The sequence below is a fragment of the Rhizobacter sp. P5_C2 genome (assembly GCF_054049715.1).
This window is the reverse complement of record NZ_JBFULV010000149.1, coordinates 1-12,431: the sequence shown is the minus strand read 5'-3', so window position 1 is coordinate 12,431 and position 12,431 is coordinate 1. Positions and strand designations below refer to the sequence as shown.

The window sequence follows — 12,431 nt, the reverse complement described above, 5'->3', positions numbered from 1 at the left end:
GCCGCGGCGCCGAAGGGCAGGTGGTGCTGCTGCGCGCACTCAACGCGCTGCAGGGCGCCTTCTACGTCGAGCTTGCCGAGCGCCGCGCGAAGGATGAAGCCTTCGTCTACGGCTGGCTGCTGAACCGCGTGGAGATCGCGGCCGCTGCGGGAGGCAAGGTCTGATGGATCCGATCAGCACCGCATTCGCGCTCGCGCAGTTCGTGCCAGGCATCCTGAAGTGGATCACCGGCAGCGACCAGGCCGAGCAGGCCGCCAGCACCGTGATCGACATCGCCAAGCAGGTCACCGGCAAGGACAGCGGCCAGGCCGCACTGAGCGCGATCCAGGCCGATCCTGCGGCGCTGCTGGCCTTCCGCCAGGCCGTGATCGCAGTCGAGGCCGATCTCGACAAGGCTTTCCTCGCCGATCGTCAGGACGCCCGCAAGCGTGATGTGCAGCTCGCCCAGCTTGGCAGGACGACAAAGCGCGCTGACCTGATGATCGTTGGCGACGTGGTGGGCATGCTCGCCTGCTTGTCGGCGATGGTCTTCGTGACCTGGCTGGGCGTGACCAAGGGCGGCGACGTGAACCCGCTGATCATGGCGCTCAACGGCCCGCTGGGCATGCTGACTCAGCAGTTCGCCAACGGCCTGCGCGACGCTCACCAGTTCGAGTTCGGTTCGAGCCGCGGCTCGGTTGAGAAGACCGAGCTGCTGGCGCGCGCTCCCGCGGTCAAGTAAGGCACGAGGTGCCCGCGCACCGACCCAAGCATTCGACAAGCGCCGGTCCTGTCGCCGCTGTTTCGACGTTGCGATCAGGCGTGAGACGAGGATAGGATCGCCGTTGCTGGCCGCCTCTCCCTCCTCCCATCCTTGCGGCTGGCTTTCTCGGCGCCAGCCCCATTCGGGTTGGCGCCGATTTCTGCGACACCGTTCGATCCCGTAGACGGCCCCCAAGTTGCTGCAAAGTGGATCAGTAGCCGCGCGTCCAGTTCGGGCTGATGTGGAGGATCACAGGTGCCATGGCGTCGCGAAGGTAGAGCCTCGTAGTCATGCGGTCGATGGCCTCGGAGTTCGACTGATACGCCTGCAACCACGATGTGGGGTCGGGTGTTGCCGCAAAGCGACCTTCAAGAAGTTCGCGTGAGATCAGCGCCTGAACAATCACGTTCCCAACGTTGACTGCGAATCGGACGGTCTCATTGCCGAGATCGACACGAGGAGTGGCGATCGTCACCCGAGCGAATACAGGCTTCACAGAAAGCTCCCAATCGGACGTATCGGGCTGTGGTGCCCGCTTGGCCGAGATTGTCTCTGCGATCCCCGCGGTCCAAGAGCGTTTTGCGTAGAGGTGTGCAGACGCCTGCACAGACGGAAAAGGAGGGAGTGCTCGCCGTTGCCGGCGTGGGTAGTCGAGAGGCGCGGCTCACGTCGCCACACGCTTTTCGATGAAGCCCGTCAATGTGCCCCGAAGTAGAGAAGGGCACCGGGCCCAGGGGTAGGACCTCGCAATCCGCCCGCGTCAGAGCGGCGTGGGTTCGGCTGCGTCCCGGCTCGCGGCGCTGTCGCCATCGCTCGGCCCGATGGTTTTCGCGAAGACCTCGTCTGCCAACGCAGCGAGTTCATGCTGGCGGGCCACTGGCAGTGCGAGCATGGACAACGGTATGAGTGCTCGCTCAATTGCGATGAGGCCGGTGGCGGTGGCACTCAACGTGGCGACGTTCGGCATGTCCAATGTGTTCGATTGCGACAGCACGACCGCGTGAGCAAGCGAGGCGGACGCGACCTCTGACGGTGCGCTCAGTTGTGATTGCATCCCGGCGTCCGTCATCGCGGGGAGCACCACGCTGCTCAGGACTGACAAGTGAGCGAAGAGCGCTCTCGCAAAGGAATCGAAGGACTGCCTATTCACTTGGCCCGACTCGTCGAGCAGGCGGGAGCTGAGCAGCGAAAGGACGGCTTGCTGCTCTCCAAGAATCGCGTTGAGGTCGGAGTGCATGGCGGCCTGCAGAGGGATTCAATCATTCTCTGCCGCGTCCATCCAGTGCTTGTAGGAAAGGATGACGCCAGGGCGTACGAAACTGCCAGCGATACATCTTGTAACGGCCGCCCAACTGTCGTTATCCGCTTGAAAGACTGTACGTTTGTACAGTACATTGGATCCATGGATGAGCTGTCTTTCCTGCCAAATTCCTGGCTGCACAGGGTGTCGACGCGCCTTCAAGCGCAGTGGCCCACGGTGGATCCGCAGCGGCTGGACGACGTTGCGCTCGACCTCTGGCGAGACGAGCGGCTGCGCGCCATGCCTCCCGAAGAAGCGGCCGTCGCCTGGCTGCGCCCCGTGCTGCCCGAATGAAATGCTGGTCGATGTGGTGGAGATGTACAAGCGAGGTCAGCGGCTCGAGAGGGGAAGCCTCAGCGTCGCGCAGCCCCATCGAGGCACGTTGAGCCTGACGCCGGACCGGCCTGGTCGAGATCCGCGGGACCGCAATCCTCCGCTGCTGGCAGGCCTGCGTCGTCCAGACGCCCTCAATTGGGTGTTGCCGCCGCTGGACCAGGCGCGCGTGGTCCGCATCAATCCGCGCGGCATGTTGATCAAGGGTCGGCAGGAACTTCAGTCGACCAGGTCGAGCCGCAGCTCCGACTGGTTCGATCAGGCGTGGTGGGTGAGGTTGGTTGCTCAGCCCGGGGGCTCTGCGGCGCTAGAGTTCGAGGATGTGCAACCTGTACACCTCGCCTACTGAACAGGAAGTTTGGGACTACTGGGACGTGAGCGGACCGATGCCTCCACTGCGGTTCTTCGAAGGGCATCACGTCGGGCCGAAGAGGCAGGGCCAGTTCCTGCGCGCGGACCCCACGACCGGCGGCGTCATCTATGCCGTCGGGCGCTGGCAGCTCGTGCCGACGAACTGGCCTGACATCGACAAATACCCGTACGCGACGAACAACGCACGCTGGGAGAACAAGGTGCGGGTCAGCCGAACGTTCAAACCGGTGTGGCAGGCGGGGCAACGCTGCGTGATTCCGGTGCGCAATTTCTACGAGCCTTGCTATGAAACAGGCTCGCATGTGAGCTGGCGGTTCGAGAACAACGATGGCAGCCCGCTCGGCTTGGCAGGTCTGTGGAACAGCTGGATAGACCAGTCCACCGGCCAGGTCCTTGACACGTACACGATGATCACGATCAACGCGGACGATCACCCGATCATGAGTCGCATGCACAAGCCAGACCCCGACGATCCGGAGAAACGCATGGTCGCAGTGCTTGCGCCTCAAGATCAGCAGGCATGGCTGTTTGGGTCACCGGCAGAGGCCGAGCAGCTGATCGAGCAGTGGCCCGTGGAGAAAATGAAGGCGACGCAGATGCACAAGCCGAAGCCGCCATCTGCGGTGGTACCTGACGCACAAGGGGACCTGTTCTAGGCGTGATCGAGCTGCGGCCAACCGGGGACGCAGGTCGAACTCCGGCTCGCGCTAGTGGGCGCGGGTTAGTGGAGCGTGCGGTCCGTAGGCAGCAGGGACACCTCGACCAGCGATGAGGCGTTGGGCGGCCGGTCCGAACCGAACACGGCGTCAATGACGCACTCCTCAACCCTGAACCACACGTCTGCGGCGTCGAACTCCGCATTTGACGGCAGCTTCTCGGGCGGAAAGCCTTCCGCGTCCCAACTCTCCAGCTTGTGGGCGGCGCGTGCGGCGAACGCAGGTGACACCTCGGCTGATGCGAACAGGGCATGAACGGCCGCGAGGGCACGCTCGATCTGCGGCGGCGACGCACCGGCCACGCTGAGCAACCAGCTCTCCTTCGGCAAGGCCGGTGCTGGGCTCTGCCCATCGGTCATCGGAGGTAGGCTCACGCCCATGCGGTGGTCTGCGGCCTGACGTGCGGGTCGCGCGCTTTGGACCGGGTCGCACGCCGCCGCTTCCCACAGATCCCACGCTTCCATCAGACTGAGTCTGGGCTCCAGCTCGAACACGCGCTCCCAAAAGGCGAGGCGCCACTGCTGCTCGGAAGCGCCCGCTCCGATCTGCGACCGGAAATAGCGCTCCGCCCAAGCCTCGGGCGTACCGGAATCAGCAGCGGCGAAGGAATCCTCCGCCACAGCTTGTAGTTGCTCGATCGTCGCCTCGGGATCGAGCTTGCTCAGCTTGGTGAACACGCGGTCGACCCAAGCGGCTTTGTTCAGAGCAATCGACATCATCTTTCCAGTACTGCGTGAGGTTGGCGGTTCGGGCGAACTCTACGACGTGACGACACGGCTGACGAGAGGGCATGTCAGGGGCGCTGCTACCGACGGTTCGGGGGTAGGCTGCTTGCGCCCAAAGCATCATAGGAGCCACAGCATGGGACAGGTCGACGAGGCAGGCGATGTCGCCAAGTATCTTCACGGCGAAATCATGGCAATGAAGGCGCTGATCGCAGCAGTGGTCAAGGTCGCTGTGCCGAAGCCGCTCTTTGAGCGAGCTGCACTGGAGGAGCTGCAGCTGCTACGCGATGCCTTTGAGCCGAACCCGAAAGCGGCTATTCAGCTGCGAGCGGTTGAGACGACTCAGGCCTGGCTCCTGGACTTCACTCGCGACAGCGCTCAGGCGCGCGAAGGGGGCACGAACGACTGATGCGGCCGAACTACTGGATATGAGACACCGTCTCATAAACGTCTCATATCCGGCCCAAACGACAAAGGGCCCGCATCGCTGCGGGCCCCGTCAATACTGGCTCCTCGACCTGGGCTCGAACCAGGGACCTACGGATTAACAGTCCGGCGCTCTACCAACTGAGCTATCGAGGAATTGAGCCTCAGATTATAGACAGAAAAAACGGGCCTTCTGGCCGCCCGCTCACAAATCGATCTGAACCGACGCATGCACCGTGCGCGGCGCGAGCGGGTAGAGGTACACGTGCCCGAACTGCAGCGGCGCTTCCTTCCAGGCGCGGCGATCGCTCAGGTTGTCGACGCCCACGCGCCAGGTCAGCGTGCCGACGCCGGCCACCCGTTGCTCGTAGCGGGCCGCCGCGTCGAAGCGCGTCCAGCCGGGGATCGAGATGCTGTTGTCCTGCAGCACCATCCGCTCGCCCTCGTGCACCGCGCCGGCCGAGAGGTTCAGGCCGGTGAGCAGCGGCACGCGGTAGTTCAGGTTGAGCTTCAGCGTGCGATCGGGCACGTTGACCGGCCGCTTGCCGTTCAGCGTCGCGTCGCTGGCGACGTCCTCGACCCGCGCATGCAGCCACATCGCCGCGCCCTGCAGCGTCCAGTCGCCCACCGACCATGCGCCTTCGGCCTCCAGCCCGCGGTGGCGCTGTTCGCCGTCTTCCTGGTGCGTGCAGGTGTTGCCTTTCTCGTCATCAGCGCAATTGCTGCCGACATCCGCAAAGCGCGGGCGCACGATGTCGAAAGCCGTCAGGCCCCAGCTCAGGTCTGTTGCATTGCCCTTGAGGCCCAGCTCCACCTGGCGGCTCTTCAGCGGAGCCAGCGCCTGCCCGGCATTCGTGTAGCGCGGGCGGTTCGGCGCCACTTCCGATTCGATGCCCTGGCCCCAGCTCGCGTACGCCAGCAGGCCGGGCTGCAGCGCGTGGCTCAATGCGAGCCACGGGGTCGTGAACGAATCGGTGTACGAGACCGGCTGGCTGCCGTCGGTCGCGATGCTGTCGCGCTTCAGCTGCGTGTGACGCAGTCCGAGCCACGCGCTCCAGGTCGGCGTCAGCGTGATCGCGTCGCGCACATACAGCTCGGTGTTGCGTTCGTCGCGGTTGGTGTTGGTGGCGTTCAGCGTGGAATCTGCAGGCGTCACTGCGGTGCCGTCGATGTTGCCGACGCCGACGTAGTTGTAGGCCTGGCCCTGCAGGCGGCTCCTGAAGCGCGAGAACAGTACGCCGGTCTGCAGCTCGTGCGACAGCCCGCCGGTCGACAGCGTGCCGCGCACGCCCAGGTCGAGCGCATCGGTGCGGCGGTGCTCGTCGTCGCTGCGGTAGTCGGAGAGGTCGAAGCTGCCGTCGCTGCAGTAGCGGTCGTAGTTGCCTTCGGTGGTGCAGCCATAGGGGAAGGCGAGTCGGTCGTCGCTGACCAGGCGCTGCGTGGCGAAGTGCGCGACCGCGCGCCAGTCGGCCGACAGGCGCTGCTGCCAGCGCAGCGAGGCGGTGTCGCCGTCGAGCACCACCGGCTGCGACCACGGCTGGTTGTTCAGGTTGGTGCGCGGGTCGTAGGCCGATGCATCGGGCAGGCGGTTGCCGAGCAGGCTCATCGCCGGCACGCTGGGCTGGCTGCGATGGCTGGTCTCGAACTCGGCCTCGAGCAGGGTGTCGGGCGTCACGCGCCAGTCGCCGGCCACCGCCAACAGCTGGCTGTGGCCGCGCAGGTCGTGCGTCTGCGGATCCAGGTCGTCGTACTGCGCGTTGACGCGCAGGCCGAAGGCCTCGCCCTCGCCGAAGCGCTGGCCGATGTCGACACCGCCGCGCCAGGTGTGGCTCTGTTGCCACTCCAGCGCCGCTGAGCGCACGGTGCCCTCGGGCCGCTTCACGACCAGGTTGACGAGGCCACCCGGCGCGCTGGTGCCGGCCTGCATGCCGCTGGTGCCCTTGAGGATCTCGATGCGCTCCTTGTTGGCGAGCGGCAGGGCGGTCTCGGCGTTGATCGGCAGGCCGTCGCGGCGGAAGTTGAAGCGGTTGTCGGTCGCGAAGCCGCGCACCATCAGCGTGGTCCAGTAGCCCTCGGAGTTGTAGGCGTCGCCGAGGCTCGCGTCGAAGCGCGTGATGTCGGCAAGGCTGTGCACGCCGGCATCTTTCATCGCGACACTGCTGACCACGGTCGCCTGCAGCGGCAGCTTCGACAGCGGCAGGTCGCCGAAGCCGCCGATGGTGGCGATCGCGTCGGGCGAGCGGCCGGTCACGGTGACCGGCGGCAGCGTCTGTGGATCGGGGGTGGTGGTGGATTGCGCATGCGCGCTGAATGCGGCTGCGAGGCTCAGTGTCAAAGGCGCCAGGGCCAACGGCGCCAGGGCAGGGGACTTGCAAGAACGGAATGCCATCGTACTTCCCGGTTTGGCGATGGCAGGTCGGCGCAACCGGGCCGCGGCAAAGAAGAGAGGCTCCGCGGCACGACGCTTCCCTGCGCGAGGATTACCTCAGGCCGACAAGATAAATCTGTCAGCCCGTGGCGCGCCTGCGACAGCGCGCCACCGATCAGGTTCAAAGGGACTCTCTCAGCCGGTCACGTGAACGTGGCCAGCACCCCTAGCGAAGCCCGCCGGGTGAGTGGCGGGCAGGGGGATTTTGCACCATTTGGAATGGCGCGGCTGAGTGATGGTGGCAGGGCCTTCCAACGTTCAGCAGTGGGGAGTTGGTGGAGAGGCGCCCGTCCTTCGATCGGCTTCTGATGGAAGGGCGGCTTGAGCGCAGCGATCGTGTTGCGAGCCAATGGCTGCAATGCAGCGGCTACTGCCTGGCGGTCGGGATCGTCGTGCGCCCGCTTGTTGCGACGAAGCCGACGTTGCGACGTGTCGACGACAGCGCGGCGAACCGCAGAGGCACTTGACGAAGTCGAAGCCCACGACGCTCCTCGACCGAGCACTGTTGAACGTCTGCTTTCACGAGCTGCGAAGCGGAGCTATCGACCCATCAGCGACATTCGCGGCTCCAAATTATTTCGCCCGTAAGCGGCCAATCGGATCGTCGGGGAGGTACTCCCGCGGCAACCACAGGCAGGCGGTGGCACTGCTATGCATTGCCCGCCATCGGCGAAGGCTAGACCATGGTCGTGGGTTGAGCCTCAAGGTCTGGTGCGCGGGCGTGGTGCCGAATGACGGCGATTCGAGGAGCGGTTCGACACCTGAGTTCGCCGGCCGCTGTCGATTGTCGATATTGCAGCGCGCCCTCAAGAGAGATGATGACGGAGTGGGTGGCGGACCCAATACTGCGCGATCCGCACCGAGGGGACAGAGCGATGCTGATTTTCACCAACCGCGTCGTCAACATGGCCGGCGATGAGTCGGCGTTCGGGCGCAGCTTTGAACCGGCTGGCACGCACCTCGGCTTCGCCTCGGTTTCGGGGCTGGCACAAGGCGGCGCCTGGACCGTGTCGAATGCGAACAACGACGCGAGCGATGTCGACGCCCTCAATGCGCTGCTGCCCTTGTTCTCCGGCGCACGCAAGGTGCTCGTCTACCTGCACGGCAACAACAACACACCGGCGGCATGCTTCGAGCGCTGCGCCAAGCTTGAAGCGCTGTATGGCTTCGAGACCATTGGCTTCTCCTGGGCCTCCGAAGGTTTTCTATCGGATGGCAGCGAACTGCCCGGCGTCGAGGGCGGCAACGCGGGCGACGAGACCGACCTCGCCAAGGTGAAGGCGAGCAACCGAACCGAAGGTGCGATCCAGCGCAAGATCCGCCGCTACCGTCAGGCGAAGACCAATGCTCAGGAATCGGTCGATGCGCTCGCGCGCTTCCTTCGCCTTCTCGGCACTGCGCGCTTGCATGCCAACATCCAGCCGTTCACGCTCGCAGCGCATAGTCTCGGCGCGCACTTCCTGCAATACACCCTAGATGTACCCGGCGCCGGCGAATCGATGGGTACGGCACACAACGTGGCCTTGGTGGCCGCCTGCGTGCGTGCCGCTGGGCACCGCGACTGGCTGGACAAGATGCGCCCCAAGGGGCAGGTCTTCGTCACCTACAACAAGGGCGACTCGGTGCTCTTCGGCGCCTACATCGCCGACGGGAGCCAATTTAAGCTTGGAACCGACCCTGGCCCCGAATTGCTTCAGTCCAGGGCGGTGCGCTACGTGAGTTTCAGCAATGCCTCGGTCGGCTTCGGCGGGCACGGCTACTTCGTACTCGACAAGATGCCAAAGAAGGCGCTTCGGCTTTTCACGCGCATCTTCGGATCGCAGCGCGACATCGAGATTGACGAGTACCCGCGACAGGTCTATCCGGTCGGCTGTGACGAGGACGGCCTGACCTGCTACATGGCCAAGCCGACGGCAATCGACAGCGGGTGAGCGCGGCGTGGCCGGCCACTGTCCGGAGGCCACCGCCGTGTCGCTGCGTCGATGTCGGCCACGCTCGACAACAATTCAACGGTTCGCCCCCCTAGCGACACCGGCGGCATGTCGGCGATGCTGCTCAAAAAAAGCCGGCGACCAACGAGATCACTAAACCTTCAACCCTGGACTCCTTCTGAAACGACGGCGGAAGGGGGCAGGTCACTCCAGCAGGAGAGTAGACGATGGCTCAGCAAGACAGCGCAGGCCCGGCTCTCGTTGTCACCGTGCACGGTATCCGGACTTTTGGGGGGTGGCAGAACCGCTTGGCGGCGCTCATGCGCCAAGCCCGACCCGACGCGCGGATCAGCAGTTATGGCTACGGCTACTTCAGCGCGATCGCCTTCGCCGTTCCGTTTTTGCGCTGGATCGAAGTGCGCCGATTCCGCTCGCGCCTGCTGCAGGTGTTCCGGGCAAACCCGGGCGCCCGGGTGTCCATCGTCGCGCACTCGTTCGGAACGCACATCGTCGCGTGGGCATTGCGCGGGATGGATCCTCGGGATCTTCCTTCGATCCGGTGCATTCTGCTGGCCGGCAGCGTGCTCAAGTCCGATTTTGATTGGTCGCCACTGCTGGACTCTGGGAAAGTGGATGCCGTGGTGAACGACTGCGGTGTCGACGACAACGTCTTGCTGCTGAGCCAGTTCGCGATCCTGTTCACCGGCATGGCCGGTCGGGTCGGCTTCTATGGCTTTACGCACGAGCGGCTCGTCAACCGATTCTTCGCGGGCGCCCACAGCCACTACTTCCAGCCGTTGGATCCGGATCCGGACGCATTCATGCGATCCCATTGGGTGGGACTATTGCTCGGGACGACGCGCGTGGAGGCGATGGACCAACGGCCGCCGCTGGGCCCTCTGCGTGGCGCCGCCTATGCGTTGATGCCCTTCGCCGACCCAATCAAACTCGCGGCCTACCTGGGCATCGGTGGCCTCCTCGTGTACCACTCGGCGATCCTGCCGCGGCAGGAGCTGGTCTTGGCGGACGCGCAGCGGGGCTTTGTGGAGGCCCGGACCTTGCTCGCCTCCGAGCTGAGTGTAGGTGAGGCGGTGGGCGCTTTTGTGGAGCTGGCGACCGACTCTCGCCTGCGCTCCACCGAGCTAGGTCAAAACGCAACCGTGCTCGCGCGCTACGGCATACAACGCATCGTTGACGCGCATGAAATCCTGAAGGGCGTGCCCAAGGGGGCCGTTTTCCGCTACAACGGCGCATCGTATCTGCACGGCGACCGCACCGTCCGCCTGTCCATTGATCCCCTGGCCGCCTTTGTCGTGCCTGACCAAGGCATGACGGTGCTGCTGCGCGAGGCGGTGGCGTCGAGCACGAGCAACCGCGGCACAGAGATCCACCTTATCGACGCGGCCACCGGGCAATCGCGAGCGGTGTTCTCCGAAGAGCACGACAACTCCCGCCTCACCGAGCCCTTCGCCTTGCGCCGACTGCCCTCCCGGCCCCACCAGTTGCTCCTGGGCTTCAGGATGGAAGATGTCGACGGTGACAATGCGCGCACAAAGTGGTGGGCGCTGGATTTGCGTGCGAGTACCGGCCAAAGTCTCCAGCTCCGGTCTCCATTGGTGCTTAAGGATTGCTCGGGCATTGTGCAGGACAGTGAAGACGAAGACGATGACGACAAGGCGTCGCGCCGGTACTCAGTGCGTTCCTATTCCAGCCTGTTTGAGGCTTCCACTGACGTCGCACGAACGGTCGACCACGCCACAATGCGCGAGCTCACCCATCTTGGCGACGAAAGGGATGCCTGCACCGTGCCCATTCCTTCCGTATCTGTCGAGACGCTTGTCTTGCCGGGCGTTGTTCCGGAAGCGACTCTGTTTTCAGCGCCTACGGGCGAGCAGCCGGCGCAAGCCGCAGCAATGAAGGATCCTGGTCCACTCTGCGGCACCGACGAACCGGCGACAGTGCGCCCGGTCGCCCAGGGACTGAAACTCTCGGACTCGAATCCGCCGAGCGCTGTGGGCCTGGAGGCGGTGCAATTTCAGGCACACCTCGATGAGCCTATATGCCGGCGCCTGCTGAAAGGGCCTTCCGGCGCAACCTACCTGGCGAACCTGGTCGCTCTTGGACAATGGACGGGAGGCTGGACCGTCTGCGAACTGAAGATGCCGGGGCTGGCCGACAAGTGTGACACCGTGGCCTTTCCCTCCGAGGACCACGGCGGCATGCTGTGGCACGAGTCCGGCGCCGCGTGGGCCGCGGTGCGCATGGGTCGCACGCCGGGTTTCGGAATGGCATTCAGCCTCCTTCGGCTCGCGGACCGCAAGAGGCTGGATCCGGATGTCTCACCCGCCGGATACGCGACGAGCCTAGTGATCGACGAGGAGGGCAGCAGCGTGCTTGTTGCAGCCACCGTGCCGGGTAGCCCGCACAGCGTCGAACTGCTGGTCTACCGCATTGGCGCCAACCAGCTATGGCTTCTTGGCCGGCGACAGTTCGATCGCCAGCAGCAGGCTGGGGCACCGCGCGACCTTCCAGATGCGCAACTGTTCCGCGCTGGCGCCTTCACCGTGCTGTCGCTTCCGGGCGAATCGCTGATGGGCATTGCCATCGGGGAGGGAGGCCGCAGCATGCTCGTGCGTTGGACGCACCGATCGGTGGAACTTGGAACGTCGGATGTGGCAAGTGTTTGGCCATCCCCTGACGGCAAGCTCGCGGCAATCACCGCAGGTTCTAGCGTGCGTTTGCTGCTGCTTGCCGATGGCACGATTTTCACACCGACGGTCGACTTGGCTGCGCCGCCACGGGGATGCGGCCAGCAGATTCGAAGTGTCGCGTTCGACGCCTCTGGCGCCATTACCGTCGATCTTGGCACTTGCGTGCGGCAGCGCCGCGCACCAGCTCCATCGGTCAATCGGGTCGACTTTAAGCGCGCGTCGGAGTTGCCCCCAGAGATTGCAAGCCGCTAGTCTTACTGTGTCACAAGAGTAGTTTTTCTCGTACCCTTCCGCAGCAGGGGCACTGCSCGAGGCGGGCGATCAACGCGTAGCTGAGTTGATGGCGCAGCGTCGTGATGGAGTTGCTCACGTGACGCTGCGCGCGCAGGACTGCCTCGGGGGATGTAATCCTCGGGAAGGGCAGGCACTTTGCGTTCGATGAAGTTTTTTTTGCCGCCGACGGGCTTGTCGGCGATGAGTCGTTCGGTCATCAGGAAYCCGTAGGCTGCGATGCTCAGGCTGGCATGGTGATGGAACCCGCGCCAGCCCCGGCCCTCGTAGTGCCCCAGCCCGAAGTCCTGTTTCAGATCCTGGTAGTCGCGCTCGATGCGCCAGCGCTGATGCGCGGCASCGACCAATTCGTTGAGCGCAATGTCCTCGGGCAATGTGGACAAGACGTACTTGCTCGGCTCGGCCTCGTGGGCCGGCCACTCGATCAGCAGCCATTGCAGCGGACGCAGCCTCGCC

13 protein-coding genes and 1 tRNA gene are annotated in these 12,431 nt (G+C 64.7%); 8 read left to right on the top strand and 6 right to left on the bottom strand.

What is annotated here, in order from left to right; genetic code table 11:
- Both ACXJLU_RS30795 and ACXJLU_RS30790 read left to right on the top strand, forming a co-directional pair.
- The coding region (locus tag ACXJLU_RS30795; RefSeq protein WP_457337572.1) for a putative peptidoglycan-binding domain-containing protein at positions 1-164 on the top strand (164 nt) is incomplete at its 5' end.
- Entirely contained in the window at positions 164-721 is a 558-nt protein-coding gene (locus ACXJLU_RS30790; RefSeq protein WP_457337571.1) for a hypothetical protein, read from the top strand. The genes ACXJLU_RS30795 and ACXJLU_RS30790, both read left to right, overlap by 1 nt.
- Before the next feature lie 232 nt (positions 722-953).
- Here ACXJLU_RS30790 and ACXJLU_RS30785 read toward each other — a convergent pair whose 3' ends face one another.
- Positions 954-1,238, bottom strand: a complete 285-nt coding sequence (locus ACXJLU_RS30785; RefSeq protein WP_457337570.1) for a DUF1488 family protein — start codon at positions 1,236-1,238, stop codon at positions 954-956.
- A 264-nt stretch (positions 1,239-1,502) separates the two neighbouring features.
- The gene (locus tag ACXJLU_RS30780) at positions 1,503-1,979 is read right to left on the bottom strand and encodes a hypothetical protein (protein ID WP_457337569.1); all 477 of its coding nucleotides are present in this window, start codon (positions 1,977-1,979) and stop codon (positions 1,503-1,505) included.
- Between the two features lie 165 nt (positions 1,980-2,144).
- Between ACXJLU_RS30780 and ACXJLU_RS30775 the strand changes: the two genes are divergently transcribed.
- The 3 genes from ACXJLU_RS30775 to ACXJLU_RS30765 are packed head-to-tail and all read left to right on the top strand — an operon-like array spanning position 2,145 to position 3,403.
- Positions 2,145-2,336, top strand: coding sequence for a hypothetical protein (locus tag ACXJLU_RS30775; RefSeq protein ID WP_056812515.1), 192 nt, complete (start codon positions 2,145-2,147; stop codon positions 2,334-2,336).
- A 1-nt stretch (position 2,337) separates the two neighbouring features.
- Complete coding sequence (locus ACXJLU_RS30770) at positions 2,338-2,724, top strand: cupin domain-containing protein (RefSeq protein WP_457337568.1); 387 nt, start codon at positions 2,338-2,340, stop codon at positions 2,722-2,724.
- Entirely contained in the window at positions 2,696-3,403 is a 708-nt protein-coding gene (locus ACXJLU_RS30765) for an SOS response-associated peptidase (RefSeq protein WP_457337567.1), read from the top strand. Before ACXJLU_RS30770 ends, ACXJLU_RS30765 begins: the two co-directional genes overlap by 29 nt.
- Before the next feature lie 65 nt (positions 3,404-3,468).
- On the opposite strand, the gene ACXJLU_RS30760 is transcribed toward ACXJLU_RS30765, so the two are convergent.
- The gene (locus ACXJLU_RS30760; protein WP_457337566.1) at positions 3,469-4,179 is read right to left on the bottom strand and encodes a hypothetical protein; all 711 of its coding nucleotides are present in this window, start codon (positions 4,177-4,179) and stop codon (positions 3,469-3,471) included.
- A gap of 145 nt (positions 4,180-4,324) precedes the next feature.
- Here ACXJLU_RS30760 and ACXJLU_RS30755 point away from each other — a divergent pair, with 145 nt between their 5' ends.
- Positions 4,325-4,597 carry a hypothetical protein gene (locus tag ACXJLU_RS30755; protein WP_457337565.1) on the top strand — a complete coding sequence of 91 codons (273 nt, stop codon included), beginning with the start codon at positions 4,325-4,327 and terminating at the stop codon, positions 4,595-4,597.
- A gap of 97 nt (positions 4,598-4,694) precedes the next feature.
- Here the strand turns inward: ACXJLU_RS30755 and ACXJLU_RS30750 are convergent.
- A tRNA-Asn gene (locus ACXJLU_RS30750) sits at positions 4,695-4,770 on the bottom strand.
- Positions 4,771-4,819: 49 nt separating this feature from the next.
- On the bottom strand, positions 4,820-7,003 hold the full coding sequence (locus ACXJLU_RS30745) for a TonB-dependent siderophore receptor (protein ID WP_457337564.1): 2,184 nt from the start codon (positions 7,001-7,003) through the stop codon (positions 4,820-4,822).
- Positions 7,004-7,917: 914 nt separating this feature from the next.
- Between ACXJLU_RS30745 and ACXJLU_RS30740 the strand changes: the two genes are divergently transcribed.
- Both ACXJLU_RS30740 and ACXJLU_RS30735 read left to right on the top strand, forming a co-directional pair.
- Positions 7,918-8,973 (top strand): alpha/beta hydrolase, encoded by a 1,056-nt coding sequence (locus tag ACXJLU_RS30740; protein WP_457337563.1) that lies wholly within the window; start codon positions 7,918-7,920, stop codon positions 8,971-8,973.
- A gap of 227 nt (positions 8,974-9,200) precedes the next feature.
- Positions 9,201-11,936: a hypothetical protein gene (locus ACXJLU_RS30735; protein ID WP_457337562.1), complete on the top strand. Its 2,736-nt coding sequence runs from the start codon at positions 9,201-9,203 to the stop codon at positions 11,934-11,936.
- 2 nt (positions 11,937-11,938) lie between these two features.
- Here the strand turns inward: ACXJLU_RS30735 and ACXJLU_RS30730 are convergent.
- On the bottom strand, positions 11,939-12,431 hold a 493-nt coding region (locus ACXJLU_RS30730; protein WP_457337561.1), incomplete at its 5' end, for a transposase.